Here is an 18,880-nt window from a genome sequence, read left to right on the forward strand (position 1 = left end):
GCAGGCCAACGACCCACACACCCCCGCCCCTCACCCCACCCGCCGTCGTTGGCTGGGTTCCCCGATGAGGTCGAAGGCGACGCACCACCACCCCGTCCCCGTGGCTTCGAAGCGGGCCGCAACGGCGAACGACCGTGAACCCCCGTGCACGGTGCCGCACGCTTCGATCACCCCCGCCCCCGGGAAGCACGCTTGGATCGGGGTTTGCAGCGTGTACTGCCGCATCGTGGTGGTGGTCAGCCGGGTGTAGACGTCCGGGCGCAGGACCGGGCGCAGCTGCGCCCGCGGCCGCTGCCCGCAGCACAGTTCCAGGATGGCCGTCATCATCCGCTCCAGCGCGCGCCTGCCGGGCACCGGCGGGCCCGGGCGCGTGCGGTCGGCCGGGCCCCCGCCGAAGATCGGGAGTTCGAGCTGGTTCGGCACCGCGCGCAGGCGGTCGGCCGCCTCCAGCGCGTTCAGCGGTCTGAAATCCACAGGGCTCCCCCCAGGTCCGGGCGGCCGTCGTCGGCCACCTCGCCCCGTAGTGCGGTGGGCGCCGGAATTCCGGTCCAAGATCGCCCGACCCGGTGACACCCGGATTAGGGTGACCGGTCATGCTGCGGGGACTCGTACTGGACTACGCCGGGGTGCTCACCGACCCCGATGCCGCCGACCTCTTCGAGGTGGTGGACCGGCTGAGGGACCGCGGGGTAAGAACCGCCCTGCTCTCGAACGCGCCCGGCGCCGCGGGCCCGGCGAAGCGCCGGCTCGAACCCTTCTTCGACGCGCTCGTCTTCTCCGGCGAAGTCGGCGTCGCCAAGCCGGACGCCCGGGTCTTCCTGCTCACCGCCGACCGCCTCGGGCTGGTCCCCGGCCAGTGCGTGTTCGTCGACGACTCGGCGGGCAACGTCCGGGGCGCGGTCGCCACCGGCATGGTCGGCGTGCACCACACCTCGATCGGCGGCACGCTGCTCGAACTCGATGTCCTCTTCTCAGCGTGACCGGCGGACCAGCTCGAAGCACAGCACCGCGGCCGCCGCCGAGACGTTCAGCGATTCGACCTCACCCGGCATCGGGATGGACAGCCAGCCCGTCGCCAGTTCGGCGACGCCCCCGCTGACCCCGCCGGTCTCGCCACCGAGCACAAAAACCGCGCGTTCCGGCAGGTCGGCCTCGAACAGCGACCCGCCGCCGGTGCCCAGTGCGTACACCGCGTACCCGGCCTCGGTCAGCCGGGTCGCCGCCTCCTCCGCGCTGCCGCAGCGCAGCACCGGCGCCCGGAACGCGATCCCGGCCGAAGCCTTGACCACCAGCGGGTCCAGCGCGGCCACCCCGCGCCGCGGCACCACGATGCCGCCCACCCCGGCCGCCGTCGCGGTGCGCAGGATCATGCCCACGTTCGCCGGGGTGGTGATGCCGTCGAGCAGCAGCAACCGCCCCGGCGGCACGCGGTCCTCCAGCGCCGCGTGCAGCGGCCGCATCCGGGGCGCCACCACGTCGGCGAGCACGCCCTGGTCCTGCTTGCCGTTGCCGGCCAGCACCTTCACCCGGTGCGCGCTGGCCCGCTGGACCGGCACGCCCGACGCCTTCGCCGCCCGCTGGATCTCCGCCGCCGCCGGGCCCCGTGCGGTGTCGGCCAGGATCACCTTGTCGACCACCAGCCCGGGGTCGGCCAGCGCCTCCAGCACCGGCTTGCGGCCGTACACGGTCAGGAACCGGTCCTTCGGGGACACCGCGGAATTCGACTCACGCACGAGAGCATTAGAGCAGGGTGTGCCAGGATCACCGCATGCACGACCGCCTGTCCGCCCTGGACGCGTCCTTCCTCTACATGGAGGACCCGGTGACGCCGATGCACGTCGGCGGGGTCGCGGTGTTCGACCGGCCGCGTGCCGGTTTCGACTACCCCGACGTGCTCGCGTTGATCGGGCAGCGGCTGGCCTACCTGCCGCGGTACCGCCAACGGGTGGTTCCCGTGCCGGGGCACCTGGCCAGGCCGGTCTGGGTGGACGACGTCGACTTCGACCTGAACTACCACGTCCGCCGGTCCGCGCTGCCCGCGCCCGGCACCGACGCCCAGCTGTTCGACCTGGTCGCCCGGCTGGCCTCGCGCCCGCTCGCGCAGGAACGCCCGCTCTGGGAGGTCTACTTCGTCGAGGGCCTGTCCGACGACCGCGTCGCGCTGATCACCAAAACCCACCAGGCGGTGGTCGACGGCGTCGGCACGATCGAGCTCGGCCAGCTGATCCTGGACGACAACCCGGCCGAATCCGAGGAGTTCGAGGACACCTGGACCCCCCGCCGCCAGCCGAGCCGCACGCAGCTGGTGCTCGACGCGGTCAGCGAGACCGTGCAGCGGCCGGGTGAGCTGGTCAACACCGCCAGAACGGCCGCGCAGGACGCGGTGGCCACGGTCGGCAAGGTCACCGAGGCGATCAGCGGGGTGGCCGCGACGCTGCGCAGCGTCGCCCGGCCCGCGCCGGAGGGCCCGCTGAACGCACCGGTGTCCGGCGGGCGCATGTTCTCCGTGGTGCGCACGCGGCTCGACGACTTCCGCAAGATCCGCGCCGAGCACGGCGGCACGGTCAACGACGCGGTGCTCGCGGTGGTCACCGGCGCGCTGCGCGAATGGCTGCTCTCACGCGGGGTCGCGCTCACCTCGGCTTCGACCGTGCGCGCGCTGGTGCCGCTGGCCGTCAGCGACGTCGACACCGAGTTCTCCTCGGCCGGGCTGGTCGGCAACGAGGTCGCGGCGTACCTGGTCGACCTGCCGGTCGGCGAACCGAACGCGGTGCTGCGGCTGCAGCACATCGGGCACGCGATGTCGGCGCACGCCGATTCGGGCCGCTCGGTGGCCGCGCGCACGCTGCTGCGGGTGGGCGGCTTCGCCCCGGCGACCCTGCACTCGCTGGGCGCCAGGGCGGCGAACTCGTTCGCCGGGCGGTTCTTCAACCTGGTCATCACCAACTCGCCGGGGCCACAGGCACCGCGGTACGCCGGTCCGGCGAGAATGACCGAGATGTTCCCGGTGCTGCCCTTGGCCAAGAACCAGGCGCTGGCGATCGGGGTCACCTCCTACCACGGAGGTGTCTACTTCGGACTGAACGGGGATCGCAAGGCCGTGTACGACGTGGACCTGCTCGGCGGGATGATCGAAGAGGCGCTCGACGAGCTCAAGGGAGCGGACTGGTGAGGGTCTACCTGCCCGCGACGATCGCCATGGTGCGCCGGTTGGTCGAGACCGGGGAGTTCACCCCGGTCAGCGGCACCGGCTTCGCGCTGACCCCGGCCCTGCGCGAGTCCTACACCAGCGGGGACACCGAGGAACTGGAGTACGCCGCGCTGCTGGACGCGGCCAGGGCCTCGCTCCGGCTGATCGCCGCCGAGGACACCGACGAGAAGGACCCGCCGCGGCGCGTGGTGGTCTCCGCCGACGTCGACCACGCCACCCCGCGGCCCGATCTCGACGCCGCGGTGGTGCGGCTGTCCGGTGCGGTGGAGCTGGCCCAGATCGCCGCGGTGCACGTGGACACCGCCGAAGCCGAGGCCGCGGTGGTGGCCGCCGCCGCGGTGATCGACGCCGCCGACCTGGGAGACGACGACGCCGAGTTCGCCCTGGGTGAGGCCGAGGACCACGAACTGGCCTGGTACGCCCCACAGGAGTTGCCCTTCCTGCTCGACCTGCTTTGACCACGGTTCCCGTGCCAGGATGGGCACGCGCGCCCACAAGGCGCCCACCCGGCTGGACGAACCACAGGAGGCGAAGCAAGCCATGGACGCGGTGACATCCGTTCCCCACCCGGTCAACGAACCGGTGCACACCTACGCGCCCGGCAGCGCCGAACGGGAGTCGCTGCAGCGCCGGATCGCCGAACTCGAGGGGGAGAAGCACGAGCTGCCCCAGACCATCGGCGGGCGGCGCCGCTTCGCCGGCGGTGAGGCGTTCGAGGTGGTCCAGCCGCACGACCACGCGCACGTGCTCGGTGTCTCGGCGAACGCGACCAACGAGGACGTCGCCGACGCGGTGACCGCGGCCAAGGAGGCGGCGCCCGGCTGGCGCGACCTGCCCTTCGACGAGCGCGCGGCGGTGTTCCTGCGGGCGGCCGACCTGATCGCCGGGCCGTACCGGGACACGCTCAACGCGGCGACCATCCTCGGGCAGTCGAAGTCGGTGCAGCAGGCGGAGATCGACGCGGCCTGCGAGCTGATCGACTTCCTGCGGTTCAACGTGCACTTCGCCCGCCGCATCCTGGCCGAGCAGCCGATCTCGGTGCCGGGTGCGTGGAACCGGATGGAGTACCGGCCGCTGGACGGCTTCGTCACCGCGATCACCCCGTTCAACTTCACCGCCATCGCGGGCAACCTGCCCAGCAGCCCGGCGCTGATGGGCAACACCGTGGTGTGGAAGCCGACGCCGACGCAGCAGCTGGCGGCGCACTACACCATGGAGGTCTTCGAGAAGGCCGGGCTGCCGCCGGGCGTGATCAACCTGGTCACCGGCGACGGGCGCGCGGTCAGCGAGGTCGCGCTGGCCGACCCGGACTTCGCCGGGCTGCACTTCACCGGGTCGACCGCCACGTTCAAGCTGCTGTGGCGCCGGATCGCGGAGAACCTGGACGGTTACCGCGGTTATCCGCGGATCGTCGGCGAGACCGGCGGCAAGGACTTCGTGGTGGCGCACGCGTCGGCCGATCCGGACAAGCTGGTGACCGCGCTGGTGCGCGCCGCCTTCGAGTACCAGGGCCAGAAGTGCTCGGCGGCTTCGCGGGCCTACCTGCCGCGGTCCCTTTGGGACGGTGGGCTGCGGGAGCGACTGGCCGACGTCACCCGCACGGTGAAGTACGGGGACGTGACCGATCTGTCCACGTTCGGCGGTGCGGTGATCGACGCCCGCGCCTTCGCCAAGCACCGGGCACTGCTGTCCGGTGTGGACGCTGATCCGGAGCTGGAGGTGCTGGTCGGCGGCAACTGCGACGACCAGATCGGTTACTTCGTCGAGCCGACCGTGCTGGTCTCGGCCAATCCGTCGCACGAGGTGTTCGCCACCGAGTACTTCGGCCCGATCCTGGCCGTGCACGTCTACCCGGACGCCGAGTACGAGCGGATCCTCGAGGTGGTGGACCAGAGCGCGGCCTACGCGCTGACCGGTGCGGTGTTCGCCGACGACCGGCGGGCCGTGCAGCAGGCGCACCAGGCGCTGCGGTTCACCGCGGGCAACTTCTACGTCAACGACCGGCCCACCGGCTCGATCGTCGGCCAGCAGCCGTTCGGCGGTTCGCGGGCCTCGGGTACCAACGACAAGGCGGGCTCGATGTTCAACCTGCAGCGGTGGACCAGCCCGCGCGCGATCAAGGAGACCTTCGACGCGCCGACGGACATCCGCTACCCGCACATGGGCTGAGCGACGAAGAACGCCCCCGGAACCAGGCGGCTCCGGGGGCGTTTCGCCGTCACTTCGACGACTACCGAGGCATTTCCCCGACCTGGTCGGCCGGCGGCACCTCAACGTTGACCGGGGCACCCCAGTCGCTGTACTTCATGGTCATCTTGCCGCCGACGTTCGTGCCGGCGGGCACCTGCTCACCCTGCTTCTCGGCGATCTTCTTGATCGCCTCGCCCATGTCCATGGTGATCTGCACCGGGAGCTGGTCCTGGTTCAGCCAGATCTCGGTCGGCACGATCGCGCCGTCGGGCAGCTCCGCCAGGTCGGCCTCGGACATCCCGCCGAGCCCGCCCGCCTTCTTCATGTCCAGGTCGAGCACGTAGTGGCTGACCTCCTGGCCGTCCAGCTGCACCGTGTCGGCCTTGGTGATCTTGCCCGCCTTCTGGATCACCTCCAGCATCTTGCGCGGGTCGCTCTGCTGGCCCTGCTCCAGCATGCCCTTCATCTCACCGGCCTGGGCGCTGTTCAGGTCCATCTTCACCCACGGCTTGCCGCCGGGGTTCTGGCCGGCGGGCATCTTCATGTAAATCACGGTGTCGACCATGCGCATCTCGATGTTCTGACCCATCATCTGCATGGTCATCGACATCTGGCTGTTGGTGCCCTCGAAGGAGCCCTCGCCGGACCCGGACATCTGCATGCCCATGAGGTCCATGTCGATGGTGAACTTCGCCGACTTGGCCTGGTCGGCCCTGGCGGTGGCCGCGCGGACCAGTTCCTGCGCGTCGTTGAACAGCGAGGACGCCGGCTTCTGGTCGGCCTGCGGGGCCGGAGTGGCGTTCGTGGTCGGCGTGCTCTCGCTGCCACAGGCAGTGAGCGCGAGCAGCAGCGCGAAGCCGCTGGCAGCGAGCGCTGTCTTGCGCATCGGGATACCCCTCACATTCGTGATCGGTTGGGTGGTTGTCCCCCAATAGAGCTATAGCGTCTCAGACACGCGCAAATCGTGGGGGCGGGTTGCCCAGGTTCAGGTCACGATTCGAGACCCGCACGCGAAGCCAGCAGCCGCCGCAGGGAAGCCAGGCGCTCCGGTTTGGCGTCACCGTCGGTGACCACGTCGTCCAGCACGCAGTCCGGGTCCTCCGGCGGGCCGAGGTGGCCGCAGCCGGACGGGCACTCCTCGGCGGCTTCGGTGAACTCCTCGAACGAGTCCACGATGTCGTCCGGGGTGACGTGGGCGAGGCCGAACGAGCGGACCCCGGGGGTGTCGATCACCCAGCCGTTCCCGGGCAGCGGCAGCGCGACCGCGGCCACCGAGGTGTGCCGCCCCTTGCCGACCGCGCTGACCACGCCGGTGGCCAGCGCGGCGTCCGGGACCAGCCGGTTGACCAGGGTGGACTTGCCGACGCCGGAGTGCCCGACCAGCGCCGAGACCCGTCCCTCGACGCGTTCGCGCAGCTCGCCGGGCTCCTCGTCGTGCCGGGTGACCACCGCGGGCACGGCCAGGTCGGCGTACCCGGCGAGCAGTTCGGCCGGGTCGGCGAGGTCGGCCTTGGTCAGGCAGAGCAGCGGTTCCAGGCCACCGGCGTAGCAGGCGACCAGGCAGCGGTCGATGAACCCGGCCCGCGGTGGCGGATCGGCCAGCGCGGTGACGATGACCAGCTGCTCGGCGTTGGCCACCACCACGCGTTCGTAGGGATCGGTGTCGTCGGCGGTGCGGCGGAGCACGCTGGTGCGCTCTTCCACGCGCACGATCCTGGCGAGCGTGTCCTGGCGGCCGCTGACGTCGCCGACCAGGCCGACCGTGTCGCCGACCACCACCGGCGTGCGGCCCAGCTCACGGGCGCGCATGGCGGTCACCGAGCGGGCCGGGTCGCCGTCGACCGCGCAGGTCCAGCGGCCGCGGTCGACGCCGGTGACCATCGCGGCCACGGCGTCGGCGTGCTCGGGACGGCGCTTGCTCCGGGGGCGGGTGCCCTTGCCGGGGCGGACGCGGACGTCCGATTCATCCAGTCTGCGCCAGTCCCGTTTGCTCAACCGCCCATCCCCTTCGTCCCGGTGGCCATGATCCCCCATCGGGCGCAGTCCGGTCACGCGGCGCACTCGCCAAGGCCGCCGCGACCGTGGAACCATGGCTGGACCAGGTGTGTACGCAGATGGGAGGTGGGGCCGCGATGTGTGGTCGTTACGCCGCCACGAAGAGCCCGGCCAAGCTGGTGCAGGAGTTCGAAGCGGCCGACGAGACCGGGGGCCACGCCCCTTCACCCGACCACAACGTGGCGCCGACGAAGAAGGTGCTCGCCGTGGTGCAGCGCCACCCGCGTGACGCCGACGGCAAGGTGCTCGAGGACGAGCCGTCGGTGCGCACGCTGCGGGTGATGAAGTGGGGTCTGGTGCCGTTCTGGGCGAAGGACCCGTCGGTCGGCAACCGCATGATCAACACGCGTGCCGAGACCGCGCACGAGAAGCCGGCGTTCCGCAAGGCGCTGGCGAGCAAGCGCTGCCTGCTCCCGGCCGACGGCTGGTTCGAGTGGCGCCGCGACGGCAAGGTGAAGGAACCGTTCTTCCTGACCCCGCGGGACGAGTCCACGCTGGTCATGGCCGGGATCTGGGAGAGCTGGCGTGACCGGTCGAACCCCGACGCGGAGCCGTTGATCACCTGCTCGGTGCTGACCACCGACGCGGTCGGCCCGGTCGCCGACATCCACCACCGCATGCCGCTGCTGCTGGCCGAGGACAACTGGGCGAGCTGGCTGGACCCGGACCGCGAGGACGTCGGCGAGCTGCTGGCGCCACCGAGCGCGGAGCTGGTGGACGCCCTCGAGCTGCGGCCGGTGTCCACCCGGGTGAACAACGTCCGCAACAACGGTCCCGAGCTGGTGGAACGCGCCGAGCCGGCGACCGAACTGGACGGCGAAGCGCTGTTCGACGCGCCGTCGAAATGACCACCATCCGGATCGACACCGACCACGGCCCGGCGCGGGTCGAGCTGCACTGCGCCGAGGAGGGCCGGGCGGTGCTGCTGCTCGGGCACGGCGCGGGTGGCGGGTTCGGCTCGAAGGACCTGATCGCGGTGACCAGGGCCGCGCAGGCGGTCGGTGTGCACGTGGCGCTGGTCGAGCAGCCGTACCGGGTGGCCGGGCGCCGGGCGCCCGCCCCCGCGCGGCAGTTGGACAACGCGTGGCTGACCGTGGCCGACGAACTGGCGGGCAGCCGGTTCGACGGCGAGCCGGTGGTCTTCGGGGGCCGCTCGTCCGGGGCACGGGTCGCCTGCCGCACGGCCGCCGCCGGGCAGGCGGTGGCGGTGCTGTGCCTGGCGTTCCCGACGCACCCGCCGGGCAAACCGGAGAAGACGCGGCAGCCGGAGCTGGACGCCGTCGAGGTGCCGACCCTGGTGGTGCAGGGGGAGCAGGACCCGTTCGGGGTGCCCGCCGCCGGGCCGCACCACGAACTGGTGGTGCTGGCGGGCAACCACAGCCTGAGCGCCGACCTGGACGGGGTGGCGCGGGCCGCGTCGGAGTGGCTGGAACGCGTGCTGCGCCCGCTGGACTGATCAGGCGGCGATGGGGGCCACCGTCGCGCCGGTCAGGCGGATGAGGTCCGCCGGGGCCAGCTCCACTTCCAGCCCGCGACGGCCCGCCGAGCAGTGGACGGTGTCGAACCGTTCGGCCGAGGCGTCGACCACCACCGGCAGCCTGCTCCGCTGGCCCAGCGGGGAGATGCCGCCGAGGACGTAACCGGTGGCGCGCTGCGCGGCCGCCGCCTCCGCCATGCGGGCCTTCTTCCCGCCGACGGCGGCGGCGAGCGCCTTCAGGTCCAGTGAACCGGTGACCGGCACCACACCGACGGTCAGCTTGCCGTCCACCTCGGCCACCAGGGTCTTGAACACCCGCGCCGGGTCCAGGCCGAGCACCTCCGCCGCCTCGCCGCCGTACGACTCGTGACGCGGGTCGTGCTCGTACGCGTGCAGCTTGTGGGTGATCTTCCGCTGCGCCAGCAGCGCCGTCGCCGGTGTGCCCTTGCCCGCCATGGGACCGCACCCTACGGCGGGAATGCCCGTGCGGGCCACCGTGTTGTACCCAGCGTGTTGACCAAGGTATCCCCTCGCGAAGAGCAGCTCAGGCGACCGGCCGTGCCCAGCCGCGCCGGAGCGGCGCGCGTATCCTCGGGGCAGAAGTACGCACGTCTGCCCGACGTGGATTGGGAAGGGAACGGTTTGCCGAGCACGTCAGAATCCGCCGCCGTCGAGCAGGAGGACGTCCAGGCGCGCACCGAGCGCTTCGAGCGCGACGCGATGCCGCTGCTGGACCAGCTCTACGCGGCCGCGATGCGGATGACCAGGAATCCGGCCGACGCCGAGGACCTGGTGCAGGAGACCTACCTCAAGGCGTACTCCGCGTTCGCGTCCTTCAAGCAGGGCACCAACCTCAAGGCCTGGATGTACCGCATCCTGACCAACACCTACATCAACGGCTACCGCAAGCGGCAGCGCCAGCCGGTGCAGCAGCCGACCGAGGAGATCACCGACTGGCAGCTGGCCAAGGCGGAGAACCACTCGTCGGTCGGCCTGCGCTCGGCCGAGGTCGAGGCCATGGACAAGCTGCCGGACGCCGACGTCAAGGCCGCGTTGCAGCGGCTGCCGGAGGACTTCCGGCTCGCCGTCTACCTCGCCGACGTCGAGGGCTTCGCCTACAAGGAAATCGCTGAAATCATGGACACCCCCATCGGTACTGTGATGTCCCGCCTCCACCGCGGTCGCGCGCAGCTGCGCGAGCTGCTCGCGGACGTGGCTCGTGAACGCGGGTTCATCCGCGGAGCCAAGCAGGAGGTGGCAGGGCGATGAACCACTGCTCCGGTGAAGAAGGCCAGGCGAAGGTCAACTGCGACGAGGCGCTCGCCGAGATCTACCTGCTGCTCGACCGCGAGTGCAGCAAGGAGCACGAGGTCGAGCTGCGCCGGCACCTCGACGAGTGCCCGCCGTGCCTCGAGGAGTACGGGATCGACGAGCAGATCAAGCAGATCCTGGCCCGCAAGTGCGGCGGTGACCTCGCACCCGCCGAGCTGAAGAGCAAGCTGCGGGCGTCGATCCGCAAGACCGTCGAGGAGCGCTCCGGCAAGACCATCGAGCGCACCGAGGTCACGGTCGAGCGCATCACCGAATAGGGCGCGAACAGAACGAAGCCCCGGTCACCTGCTGGTGGCCGGGGCTTCCGCGCGCGAACTCAGGCGTTGGGCTTCTTGCCGTGGTTGGCGCCGTTCTTCTTGCGGTCGCGGCGCTTGCGAGCACGCTTCGACATGGATCACTCCTCGGTGGATCGCTACCCGGGCAACCCCCCTAGTGTGGCATGTGCCCTAGAACCGGGGTGTTCGGCCTGGGCCACGCCCCCTTCCCTCTGGTTGGATTGGACTCCCAGCCGGCGCGCAGGAGGGCTTCAACGATGGCCGAGGAAATCCGGGCCGAGATCGTCGCCAACGTTCTGAAGGTGGTCGCCGAGGTCGGCGACGAGCTCGAGACCGGGGACACCGTGGTGCTCCTGGAGTCGATGAAGATGGAGATCCCGGTGCTCACCGAGGGTTCGGGCACCCTTTCGCGGCTCGCCGTCGGCGAGGGCGACGTGGTGCAGGAGGGCGACCTGCTCGCCGTGCTGGAATAGGTGCGTGAGCACTCTCTCCGATCTGCTGGCCGAGAACACCGGGCTGTCCGGCGCGGCGGCCGACCACCTGCAGTCGGTGGTGGCCGAGTGGCAACTGCTGGCCGACCTGTCGTTCAGCGACTTCCTGCTCTGGGTGCCGGTGGCCGAGGGCGTCCAGCCCGACGGCGGTGACTTCGTCTGCGTCGCGCAGGCCAGGCCGACCACCGCGCCGACGGCGCACCCCGAGGACGTGGTCGGCAGCCGGTTCACCGTCGACGAGCACCCGCAGCTGGACCGCGCCATGCGCGAGGTCAGGATCAGCCGCGAGGAGGACCCGCACTGGTACCGCGACCTGCCGATGCGGCGGGAAGCGATTCCGGTCACCTTCGGCAAGCAGGTGATCGCCGTGCTCAGCCGGGAGACCAACCTGGCCTCGCCGCGGGTGCCCAGCCCGCTGGAGATCGCCTACCTCGGCAGCGCGGCCGACCTGTGCCAGATGATCGCCGACGGCACCTTCCCGGCCGACGGCACGCTCACCGACGTGCACACCAGCCCGCGCGTCGGCGACGGGCTGATCCGGCTCGACCAGTCGGGCACCGTGGTCTTCGCCAGTCCCAACGGGCTGTCCGCCTACCACCGCATGGGCTACGAGTCGGACCTGGTCGGCGTGCGGCTCGCACCGCTGACCCGGTCGCTGATCCGCGACCCGTTCGACGCCACCGAGGTGTCCCACCGCATCATCGACGCGCTCGACGGCAAGCCGAGTTCACGCACCGAAGCGGATTCACGCCGGGGCGCGGTCGTGTTGTTCCGCGCGTTGCCGTTGCGGCCCGCCGGGCAGCCCGCCGGTGCGCTGGTGCTCGTCCGCGATGTGACCGAGGTCAAGCGGCGGGACCGCGCCCTGCTGTCGAAGGACGCGACGATCCGTGAGATCCACCACCGCGTGAAGAACAACCTGCAGACGGTGGCCGCGTTGCTGCGGTTGCAGTCGCGGCGCACGGCCAGCGAGGAGGCCCGGCTCGCGCTCGGTGAGTCGGTGCGGCGGGTGTCGTCGATCGCGATGGTGCACGAGGCGCTGTCGATGTCCGTCGACGAGCGGGTCGACCTCGACCAGTTGCTGGACAACGTGCTGCCGATGGTCGGTGAGGTGGCCACCGCCGAGGGGCACGTGACGCTGTCGCGGACCGGCACCTTCGGCGTGGTGGTCGCCGAGATCGCCACCCCGCTGGTGATGGTGGTCGCGGAACTGGTGCAGAACGCGATCGGGCACGCCTTCCCCGGCGGGCGGCCGGGCAAGGTGCAGATCTCCGCCGAGCGGTCAGCGCGCTGGCTGGACATCGTGATCAGCGACGACGGTCAGGGCCTGCCGCAGGGCTTCTCGCTGGAGCGCGCGGACGGCCTCGGTTTGCAGATCGTGCGAACGCTGATCGAATCGGAGCTGCGCGGCTCGCTTTCCCTGCGGGCGGGGCGCGCCGAATCGGGCGGCGGGCGGCGCGGCACCGAAGCCGCGTTGCGCATCCCGCTTTCGCGTCGCCTGTGACAAACACTTGAGGGCGGGCACCTGAAGCGGTGCCCGCCCTCAAACGTGTTGGCGGAGGGACTCGTCGGTCCCTGAGCGGCCGTGGCGTCGGCCGCGGGTGCAGCGGAGGAAATAATTCAGGCGTTGGTGCGCGTGCCGATGTGCGCACGGCGACGCTTGAGCGCGCGTCGCTCGTCCTCGCTCATCCCGCCCCACACGCCGGCGTCCTGCCCGCTGGCCAAAGCCCAAGCGAGACAATCGGAAGCGACGGTGCAACGGTGGCACACGGCCTTCGCCGCGGCTACCTGGGAGATGGCAGGACCGCTGGTCCCCACGGGGAAGAACAGCTCGGGGTCCTCGTCTCGGCAGGCCGCGTCGTGGCGCCAGTCCATTTTACTGAGCTCCTTCATGATGGCGCGGGAGTCCGCACCATAGTCGTCATGGCGGTCGTTTTTTGGGGTGCTTGTGAATGCTTTCACGAAGACCCGTTTTCGACAAGGGTTTTCTGCGGATCGGTGAGTCACCTCACCCGGCCGGGCGACTAGCCTGACCTGCGGTTTCAGTCCGAAACTCGCCGCTGGACGGAAGGGGAGATGCGGTGAACGGAGGTTTCCGGTCGACGAACGGCACCAACCACTTTGCCCCGCACGATCACCGGCTCCGTGACAGCGGGCCCGCCGACCGTCACACCAGCACGGTCAGCACGTCCGGCACGCTGAGGAACTCCACACTGCTCCGCTGACCCATCAGGTCACCGTCCACCTGGAAGTTTACCGGCTGTTCAGCGTCGATGCGCACTATCGCCAGGTCGTCGTGACGAAGCAAACGCTTGCTCCGATGCTTGCTGCGGCTGCTCAGCGCCTGTCGCGCCTGGTTGAGCACGGTCGGCACGGCCATGCTGCGCAGGGCGAACAACCCCAGCCCGCTGTCGAAGGAGCATCCGGTGTTCAGGTGCACCGGGCGGTTCCCGAGGTAGGTCCACGGGTCGGTGTTGGAGACGAAGGCGGTGCGCACCGAGGCCGGTTCCGCGCCCGGCACCCGCACGGTCAGCGGCGGGCGGCCCTGCGGCGGGTGGAAGTAGCAGGCCAGTGCCATCCGGGTGTAGAGCGCCGGACTGGCGCGCTTGCCGCGGCGCCGCTCCACCCCGGCCACCACGTCGGCGTCCCAGCCGAGCCCGGCGTTGAAGGTGAACCAGCGGCCGTCGGCCAGGCCGAGCCCGACCCGGCGGCCGCGGTCGTGCTCGATGGCCTGCAGCAGGTGGTAGGTGGCCTCGACCGGATCCCGCGGCAGTCCGAGCGCCCTGGCGAAGACGTTGGCCGAACCGCCGGGCACCACGCCGAGCGCCGGTCCCCGGTGGGCCCCGCCCGGTACCCCGGCGTTGTCCGCCAGCAGCCCGTTGACCACCTCGTTGACCGTGCCGTCGCCGCCGTGGGCGACCACCAGCTCGATGCCGTCACGGGCGGCCGAGCGGGCCACGGCCAGCGCGTGGCCCCGGTAGTCGGTCTCGACCACGTCGAGCTTGACCTCGCTGGCCAGCGCGTGCGCGAGCACGTCGCGGCCACCGGGGGTGGTCGCGGTGGCCTGCGGATTGACGATCAGCACTGCACGCACCACCGCAGGGTAGGTCAGAACCGCGTGCGGCTAACCCTCCGCCGAGAAGCTGCGAGCCTCGTCACTCCTCCTCCGAGTCGCGCGAACAGGACGTTCGTCGTGACAAGTGCACCCCGGGACCGCCCGGCTCATCAGACGACACCCGAATCTTGACCCGTCCGGCGCCCGGGCGGGAACGGCCGACCGGGTGGCATAACATCGAATGTGTTCACGCACGGTCACCCGTCTGGATTGGACGTTGTTCGGGTGCCGTGCCCGGTCCCGGCAGCACGGAAGGTGCGGTACGCGTGCCGTTCGCCGACAAGATCCAGCCGGCGCCGCGTGAGGTGCGCCTCGCCGGCGCGCTCACCGCGCTCCCCGGCCTGGCCTCGGTGGTGATCGCGGTCATCCTGCTGGTGCGCGCGTTCGGCGCGGAGGCCGCCAGGGCGGGCAACATCTACGCCGAAGCCGGTTACTACGCCGTGCTCGGCGCCGGCACGCTGGCCTGCGGCATCGGGCTGCTGCTCGGCCACACCTGGGCGCGCTCGCCGTCGGTGGTGGTCGCGCTGATGGTGGCCGGGATCGGCTGGTACAGCGCGGGCCCGTCGGGGCGCCCCGGCTTCGGCGTGCCGCTGATCATCGGCGGCCTGGTCGTGGTGGTGCTGCTGTTCCGCCGTCCGTCCCGGGCCTGGGTGCTGGGCATGCAGGAGGGCGAAACCGAAGCCGAGGCGTCCGAGCGCGACGCCGAACGCCGTCGGCGGGGTGGGACCTAACGGCTCTGTGCGGCGAGCTCGCGCAGCGGCTCGTCGGTGAGGCGGTGCACGGTCCACTCGTCCATCGGCTCGGCACCCAGTGCGCGGTAGAAGTCCACCGCCGGGTTCCAGTCGAGCACCGACCACTCCAGCCGCGCGTACCCGCGCCGCACGCACTCCTCGGCCAGCGTGGCCAGCAGCGCCTTGCCCAGCCCGGTGCCGCGCTGCTCCGGGCGGACGTAGAGGTCCTCCAGGTAGATGCCGTGCACCCCGCGCCAGGTGGAGAAGTTCAGGAACCACAGCGTGAAGCCGGCGACCGCCCCGTCGACTTCGGCGACGTGGCCGAACACCGCGGGCTGCTCGCCGAACAACGCGGTGTGCAGTTGCGCGGCGGTCAGGTGGCACTCGTCCGGGGCCTTCTCGAACTCGGCGAGGTCGTGGACCAAGCCGACCACGGCGTCCACATCGGACTCCGTGATGCGGCGAATGGTGAACTGCGACAAGTGTTTTCCTTTCAGCGCGGGGGAATGTTGAGGTGGCGGAGCTGCGGCACGCCGCGTTCGTCGCCGAGTTCGGTGAGCCCGGCGGCTTCGAGGGCGAACCGCACGCCGTCGGTCGCCGCCAGGCCGAGCCAGCGCGCCACCAGCACCCGGCTGAAGTGCCCGTGGCCCACCAGCACCACCGGCTGCCGCACCAGGAGTCCGCGGATCCGCGCCAGCACCCGGTCGGCCCTGGCGGAGACCTGCCCGGCGGTCTCGCCGCCGGGCATCGGGTGCGTCCACACGGTCCAGCCGGGCACCGTCTCGCGGATCTCGTCGGTGGTGACGCCCTCGTAGTCGCCGTAGTCCCATTCGGCCAGGTCTTCGGTGACCTCCGACACGGTGAGCCCGGCGAGTTCGGCGGTCTTCAGCGCGCGCTGCCGCGGACTGGACAGCACCGCGGCCGAGGCGCCGTCCAGCCGCTCCGCCAGCGTCCGGCCGGCGGCTCTGGCCTGGTCCACGCCGGTCGCGGTGAGCGGGAGGTCGGTCCGGCCGGTGTGCCTGCCGTTCGCCGACCACTCGGTCTGGCCGTGCCGGAGAAGGAAGAAGGGATGCTCCACGGGTTGGAATATAGCCGCCGGTGTGCTTCGCTACTGGTGAGTAACAAGGAGGTGAGCCGATCGTGGGGACCTACTCGACGTGGCGGTCGCTGGCCGCCAAGCCGGGCGGGGCGCTGCTGTTCTCGGCGGCGATGTGCCTGCGGGTGCCGTACTTCCGCACCGTGCTGCCGCGGGTGCGGGACCTCCGGCCGGGCCGCTGCGAGGTGTCCGCGCCGTTGTGGTGGGGAGTGCGCAACCACATGAAGACCTTCCACGCGATCGCGGCGTGCAACCTCGCCGAGATCGCCATGGGCATGCTGGCCGAGGCGACCGTGCCGCCGACGCACCGCTGGCTGCCCAAGGGCATGTCCGTCGACTACCCCGCCAAGGCGGAGACCGGGCTGACCGCGGTCGCCGAACTCGAGGTGCTCCCGGAGTTCGGCGACGGCGGCGCCGAACTGGGCGTACCGGTGACCGTTCGCGACCGGGCGGGCCAGGTGGTGGTCGCCGGCACCATCACCATCTGGGTCACGAGGAGAAAATAGCGCCGCGCAGTTCCTCGTAGCGCGCCAAGCAGGCGTCGTAGCTGGGCAGGCGGCCCTCGGCGGCCAGCTGCGCCAGTGACGGGGCGTTGCGGTCCTTTTCGGACAGGATCGGCTCGATCCCGGTGGGCCACGGCAGGGCGAGTTCCGGGTCGAGCGGGTTCACGCCGTGCTCGGCGCCCGGGTTGAAGCCGGTGGAGCAGAAGTACGTCATCGCGGTGTCGTCCTCGAGCGCGTAGAAGCTGTGCCCGATGCCCTCCGGGAGGTAGACCGCGCGGAGGTCCTTGGCGTCCAGCTGGACCGCGTCCCACCGGCCGAAGGTCGGCGAGCCGACGCGGAGGTCGACCATCACGTCCAGCAGCGCGCCCCGCGGGCAGTAGATGTACTTCGCCTGGCCCGGCGGGGTGTCGGCGAAGTGGATGCCGCGGATGGTGCCGCGGCGGGAGTCGCTGTGGTTGGTCTGCGCGAGGTGGAGCGGGTGGCCGACCGCCTGCTGGAAGACGTCCTCCTGGAAGGGCGCGCTGAACTGCCCGCGGTGATCGGGGAATTTACGCGGGGTGAATTCGTAGCAATCCCGGACGGCCAGTTCGCGCACCTGCATGCGCCCAGCTTAGGGCAGGGCTTCCCAATCCGGACGGACGTCTTGTTAAAACGGCTTCCGGCAAGGGAAAACCCCTGAATATGTGACATCAGCCGCACCAGGGGGCCACAACCGGCGACCGGCCTGCCACACTGTCCGGACCGCCGCGTCCGCGGTTCCCCGCCGGGAGCCGGACCAGATGCAGCCTCACCACGGGCATCGACGGACGCCTCGCCCGGTCGTAGGCGCTACCGCGCTGGACAGCCGCGCTCGAGGAGCCCACGCCACCGCAGGGGACGGCGCCCGCCGTCCCCTGTTCGAAGTCCCGGGAGAACTCCAGTGACCTACGCACCAGTCGAAGGTTCGGTTTCCGACGAAGACGGAACCATGACGGGAAATTCCATGAACGAAGCCAGCACGCCGGTGACCGACGAGGAGATCTTCTCCGGTCACGAGGGCGGCAAGCTCTCCGTCGCCGCCCACCGGCCGATCTCGGTCGCGCGTGACCTGTCGATCGCCTACACGCCGGGCGTGGCCAAGGTGAGCCGCGCCATCGCCGAGGACGGTGCGCTGGCCAAGCGGTACACCTGGGCCGAGCGGCTGGTCGTGGTGGTCAGCGACGGCACCGCCGTGCTGGGCCTCGGCGACATCGGGCCGAGCGCCTCGCTGCCGGTGATGGAGGGCAAGTCGGTCCTGTTCAAGACCTTCGCCGGGCTGGACTCGATCCCGCTGGTGCTCAACACCACCGACGTGGACGAGATCGTCGAGACGCTGGTCCGGCTGCGGCCGTCGTTCGGTGCGGTCAACCTCGAGGACGTCGCCGCGCCGCGCTGCTTCGAACTGGAGGACAAGCTCAAGGCGGCGCTCGACTGCCCGGTCATGCACGACGACCAGCACGGCACGGCGATCGTCGCGCTGGCCGCGCTGCGCGGGGCCGACCTGGTGCTCGACAAGAACCTCGGCAACCAGCGGGTGGTGATCTCCGGGGCGGGCGCGGCCGGCGTGGCCTGCGCGCGGATCCTGCAGGCCGCGGGCATCGGCGAGGTGACCGTGCTGGACTCGAAGGGCATCATCCACGACGGCCGTGACGGGCTCAATCCGGTGAAGCAGGAGCTGGCCGCGTCGACCAACGCCAGCGGGCTGACCGGCGGGCTGCCGGAGGCGCTCCGGGGTGCCGACGTGTTCCTGGGGTTGTCGGGGTCGACCATCGAGGAGGAGCTGCTGGCCACCATGGCCCCGGACCCGATCGTCTTCGCACTGTCCAATCCGGACCCGGAAATTCACCCGGACGTGGCGGCGAAGTACGCCTCGATCGTGGCCACCGGCCGGAGCGACTTCCCGAACCAGATCAACAACGTGCTCGCCTTCCCCGGCGTGTTCCGGGGTGCGCTGGACTCGGGGGCGCGGGCGATCACCGAGCGGATGAAGATCGCCGCCGCGGACGCCATCGTCGCCGTGGCCGCGGACGACCTGGCCCCGGACCGCATCGTGCCCAGCCCCCTCGACCCGAGGGTCGCCCCGGAGGTCGCCGCCGCCGTGGCGGCAGCGGCCACCCTCTGAGCGCTGGGGCCGCTTTTGCTGCCCGAGGTGGGGCGCTCGGTCTTTCGGCGCCCCACCTCGTGGGTTCTGGGCCGCCTTTGATCGCTCGGTGGGGCGCTCACACGCTTCTGCTTCCCCGGGTGGGTTTCCGGCGCCGCCTCTTGGCGCCCCACCTGCGGGTTTCTGGGCGACCCCTTTGCTCCCCCGGGTGGAGCATCCGGCGCCACTTCTGCTCCCCGAGGCAGGTGTCCGCCACCGCCTGCTTCCTGGGACAGGGCTCCAGCACCA

General features: G+C 71.1%; 24 protein-coding genes. 13 read left to right on the plus strand and 11 right to left on the minus strand.

The window, feature by feature from the left end:
- Window positions 1–30: 30 nt before the first annotated feature.
- Window positions 31–474, minus strand: a complete 444-nt coding sequence (locus AC07EG_RS33100; protein WP_478257169.1) for an Rv3235 family protein — start codon at window positions 472–474, stop codon at window positions 31–33.
- Between the two features lie 119 nt (window positions 475–593).
- Between AC07EG_RS33100 and AC07EG_RS33105 the strand changes: the two genes are divergently transcribed.
- Entirely contained in the window at window positions 594–980 is a 387-nt protein-coding gene (locus AC07EG_RS33105; RefSeq protein ID WP_478257170.1) for an HAD-IA family hydrolase, read from the plus strand.
- On the opposite strand, the gene AC07EG_RS33110 is transcribed toward AC07EG_RS33105, so the two are convergent.
- On the minus strand, window positions 972–1,733 hold the full coding sequence (locus AC07EG_RS33110; RefSeq protein ID WP_478257171.1) for a TrmH family RNA methyltransferase: 762 nt from the start codon (window positions 1,731–1,733) through the stop codon (window positions 972–974). The two genes, AC07EG_RS33105 and AC07EG_RS33110, sit on opposite strands and share 9 nt — an antisense overlap.
- Before the next feature lie 35 nt (window positions 1,734–1,768).
- On the opposite strand from AC07EG_RS33110, the gene AC07EG_RS33115 reads away from it, so the two are divergent.
- The 3 genes from AC07EG_RS33115 (at window position 1,769) to pruA (ending at window position 5,380) form a co-directional block, all read left to right on the plus strand.
- Complete coding sequence (locus AC07EG_RS33115) at window positions 1,769–3,172, plus strand: WS/DGAT/MGAT family O-acyltransferase (RefSeq protein WP_478257172.1); 1,404 nt, start codon at window positions 1,769–1,771, stop codon at window positions 3,170–3,172.
- On the plus strand, window positions 3,169–3,669 hold the full coding sequence (locus AC07EG_RS33120; protein WP_478257173.1) for a DUF6912 family protein: 501 nt from the start codon (window positions 3,169–3,171) through the stop codon (window positions 3,667–3,669). The genes AC07EG_RS33115 and AC07EG_RS33120 overlap by 4 nt, the downstream gene beginning before the upstream one ends.
- 82 nt (window positions 3,670–3,751) lie before the next feature.
- Window positions 3,752–5,380, plus strand: coding sequence for an L-glutamate gamma-semialdehyde dehydrogenase (gene pruA / locus AC07EG_RS33125; RefSeq protein WP_478257209.1), 1,629 nt, complete (start codon window positions 3,752–3,754; stop codon window positions 5,378–5,380).
- Window positions 5,381–5,441: 61 nt separating this feature from the next.
- On the opposite strand, the gene AC07EG_RS33130 is transcribed toward pruA, so the two are convergent.
- Both AC07EG_RS33130 and rsgA read right to left on the minus strand, forming a co-directional pair.
- A complete protein-coding gene (locus tag AC07EG_RS33130) occupies window positions 5,442–6,287 on the minus strand; it encodes an SCO4651 family lipoprotein (RefSeq protein WP_478257174.1) in 846 nt (281 codons plus the stop codon).
- A gap of 104 nt (window positions 6,288–6,391) precedes the next feature.
- Window positions 6,392–7,396, minus strand: a complete 1,005-nt coding sequence (rsgA, locus tag AC07EG_RS33135) for a ribosome small subunit-dependent GTPase A (RefSeq protein WP_478257175.1) — start codon at window positions 7,394–7,396, stop codon at window positions 6,392–6,394.
- Window positions 7,397–7,533: 137 nt separating this feature from the next.
- Between rsgA and AC07EG_RS33140 the strand changes: the two genes are divergently transcribed.
- A complete protein-coding gene (locus tag AC07EG_RS33140; protein WP_478257176.1) occupies window positions 7,534–8,304 on the plus strand; it encodes an SOS response-associated peptidase in 771 nt (256 codons plus the stop codon).
- Window positions 8,301–8,912, plus strand: a complete 612-nt coding sequence (locus tag AC07EG_RS33145; RefSeq protein ID WP_478257177.1) for an alpha/beta hydrolase family protein — start codon at window positions 8,301–8,303, stop codon at window positions 8,910–8,912. The genes AC07EG_RS33140 and AC07EG_RS33145 overlap by 4 nt, the downstream gene beginning before the upstream one ends.
- Here AC07EG_RS33145 and ybaK read toward each other — a convergent pair whose 3' ends face one another.
- The gene (ybaK, locus tag AC07EG_RS33150) at window positions 8,913–9,389 is read right to left on the minus strand and encodes a Cys-tRNA(Pro) deacylase (RefSeq protein ID WP_478257178.1); all 477 of its coding nucleotides are present in this window, start codon (window positions 9,387–9,389) and stop codon (window positions 8,913–8,915) included.
- Between the two features lie 186 nt (window positions 9,390–9,575).
- On the opposite strand from ybaK, the gene AC07EG_RS33155 reads away from it, so the two are divergent.
- Both AC07EG_RS33155 and rsrA read left to right on the plus strand, forming a co-directional pair.
- On the plus strand, window positions 9,576–10,202 hold the full coding sequence (locus AC07EG_RS33155; RefSeq protein WP_478257179.1) for a sigma-70 family RNA polymerase sigma factor: 627 nt from the start codon (window positions 9,576–9,578) through the stop codon (window positions 10,200–10,202).
- Entirely contained in the window at window positions 10,199–10,522 is a 324-nt protein-coding gene (gene rsrA / locus AC07EG_RS33160; RefSeq protein WP_478257180.1) for a mycothiol system anti-sigma-R factor, read from the plus strand. The genes AC07EG_RS33155 and rsrA overlap by 4 nt, the downstream gene beginning before the upstream one ends.
- 59 nt (window positions 10,523–10,581) lie before the next feature.
- Here rsrA and AC07EG_RS33165 read toward each other — a convergent pair whose 3' ends face one another.
- Window positions 10,582–10,656, minus strand: a complete 75-nt coding sequence (locus AC07EG_RS33165) for a 50S ribosomal protein bL37 (protein ID WP_098515123.1) — start codon at window positions 10,654–10,656, stop codon at window positions 10,582–10,584.
- A gap of 141 nt (window positions 10,657–10,797) precedes the next feature.
- Between AC07EG_RS33165 and AC07EG_RS33170 the strand changes: the two genes are divergently transcribed.
- On the plus strand, window positions 10,798–11,013 hold the full coding sequence (locus tag AC07EG_RS33170; RefSeq protein ID WP_478257181.1) for a biotin/lipoyl-binding carrier protein: 216 nt from the start codon (window positions 10,798–10,800) through the stop codon (window positions 11,011–11,013).
- Between the two features lie 4 nt (window positions 11,014–11,017).
- On the plus strand, window positions 11,018–12,532 hold the full coding sequence (locus AC07EG_RS33175; RefSeq protein WP_478257182.1) for a sensor histidine kinase: 1,515 nt from the start codon (window positions 11,018–11,020) through the stop codon (window positions 12,530–12,532).
- 116 nt (window positions 12,533–12,648) lie between these two features.
- Here AC07EG_RS33175 and AC07EG_RS33180 read toward each other — a convergent pair whose 3' ends face one another.
- Complete coding sequence (locus tag AC07EG_RS33180) at window positions 12,649–12,903, minus strand: WhiB family transcriptional regulator (protein ID WP_113694291.1); 255 nt, start codon at window positions 12,901–12,903, stop codon at window positions 12,649–12,651.
- A 292-nt stretch (window positions 12,904–13,195) separates the two neighbouring features.
- The gene (locus AC07EG_RS33185) at window positions 13,196–14,122 is read right to left on the minus strand and encodes a diacylglycerol/lipid kinase family protein (protein WP_478257183.1); all 927 of its coding nucleotides are present in this window, start codon (window positions 14,120–14,122) and stop codon (window positions 13,196–13,198) included.
- 287 nt (window positions 14,123–14,409) lie between these two features.
- On the opposite strand from AC07EG_RS33185, the gene AC07EG_RS33190 reads away from it, so the two are divergent.
- Complete coding sequence (locus tag AC07EG_RS33190; protein WP_478257184.1) at window positions 14,410–14,874, plus strand: hypothetical protein; 465 nt, start codon at window positions 14,410–14,412, stop codon at window positions 14,872–14,874.
- Here the strand turns inward: AC07EG_RS33190 and AC07EG_RS33195 are convergent.
- Window positions 14,871–15,356, minus strand: a complete 486-nt coding sequence (locus AC07EG_RS33195; RefSeq protein WP_478257185.1) for an N-acetyltransferase family protein — start codon at window positions 15,354–15,356, stop codon at window positions 14,871–14,873. The two genes, AC07EG_RS33190 and AC07EG_RS33195, sit on opposite strands and share 4 nt — an antisense overlap.
- A gap of 11 nt (window positions 15,357–15,367) precedes the next feature.
- Window positions 15,368–15,952, minus strand: a complete 585-nt coding sequence (locus AC07EG_RS33200) for an acid phosphatase (RefSeq protein ID WP_478257186.1) — start codon at window positions 15,950–15,952, stop codon at window positions 15,368–15,370.
- 59 nt (window positions 15,953–16,011) lie between these two features.
- Between AC07EG_RS33200 and AC07EG_RS33205 the strand changes: the two genes are divergently transcribed.
- Window positions 16,012–16,476 carry a hotdog fold domain-containing protein gene (locus AC07EG_RS33205; RefSeq protein ID WP_478257210.1) on the plus strand — a complete coding sequence of 155 codons (465 nt, stop codon included), beginning with the start codon at window positions 16,012–16,014 and terminating at the stop codon, window positions 16,474–16,476.
- On the opposite strand, the gene AC07EG_RS33210 is transcribed toward AC07EG_RS33205, so the two are convergent.
- Window positions 16,460–17,074: a dTDP-4-dehydrorhamnose 3,5-epimerase family protein gene (locus tag AC07EG_RS33210; RefSeq protein WP_478257187.1), complete on the minus strand. Its 615-nt coding sequence runs from the start codon at window positions 17,072–17,074 to the stop codon at window positions 16,460–16,462. The genes AC07EG_RS33205 and AC07EG_RS33210 overlap by 17 nt on opposite strands.
- Window positions 17,075–17,455: 381 nt before the next feature.
- Between AC07EG_RS33210 and AC07EG_RS33215 the strand changes: the two genes are divergently transcribed.
- A complete protein-coding gene (locus tag AC07EG_RS33215) occupies window positions 17,456–18,613 on the plus strand; it encodes an NAD(P)-dependent malic enzyme (protein ID WP_478257188.1) in 1,158 nt (385 codons plus the stop codon).
- Window positions 18,614–18,880: the final 267 nt, after the last annotated feature.

The sequence above is a fragment of the Amycolatopsis sp. NPDC045836 genome (assembly GCF_056431745.1).

Bases quoted from the DNA above. Each gene is read 5' to 3' on its own strand.
- ybaK (WP_478257178.1), bottom strand. From the start codon at position 9,389: ATGGCGGGCAAGGGCACACCGGCGACGGCGCTGCTGGCGCAGCGGAAG.
- AC07EG_RS33210 (WP_478257187.1), bottom strand. From the start codon at position 17,074: ATGCAGGTGCGCGAACTGGCCGTCCGGGATTGCTACGAATTCACCCCG.
- AC07EG_RS33115 (WP_478257172.1), top strand. From the start codon at position 1,769: ATGCACGACCGCCTGTCCGCCCTGGACGCGTCCTTCCTCTACATGGAG.
- AC07EG_RS33140 (WP_478257176.1), top strand. From the start codon at position 7,534: ATGTGTGGTCGTTACGCCGCCACGAAGAGCCCGGCCAAGCTGGTGCAG.
- AC07EG_RS33215 (WP_478257188.1), top strand. From the start codon at position 17,456: ATGAACGAAGCCAGCACGCCGGTGACCGACGAGGAGATCTTCTCCGGT.
- AC07EG_RS33170 (WP_478257181.1), top strand. From the start codon at position 10,798: ATGGCCGAGGAAATCCGGGCCGAGATCGTCGCCAACGTTCTGAAGGTG.
- AC07EG_RS33130 (WP_478257174.1), bottom strand. From the start codon at position 6,287: ATGCGCAAGACAGCGCTCGCTGCCAGCGGCTTCGCGCTGCTGCTCGCG.
- AC07EG_RS33105 (WP_478257170.1), top strand. From the start codon at position 594: ATGCTGCGGGGACTCGTACTGGACTACGCCGGGGTGCTCACCGACCCC.
- pruA (WP_478257209.1), top strand. From the start codon at position 3,752: ATGGACGCGGTGACATCCGTTCCCCACCCGGTCAACGAACCGGTGCAC.
- rsrA (WP_478257180.1), top strand. From the start codon at position 10,199: ATGAACCACTGCTCCGGTGAAGAAGGCCAGGCGAAGGTCAACTGCGAC.
- AC07EG_RS33145 (WP_478257177.1), top strand. From the start codon at position 8,301: ATGACCACCATCCGGATCGACACCGACCACGGCCCGGCGCGGGTCGAG.
- AC07EG_RS33180 (WP_113694291.1), bottom strand. From the start codon at position 12,903: ATGGACTGGCGCCACGACGCGGCCTGCCGAGACGAGGACCCCGAGCTG.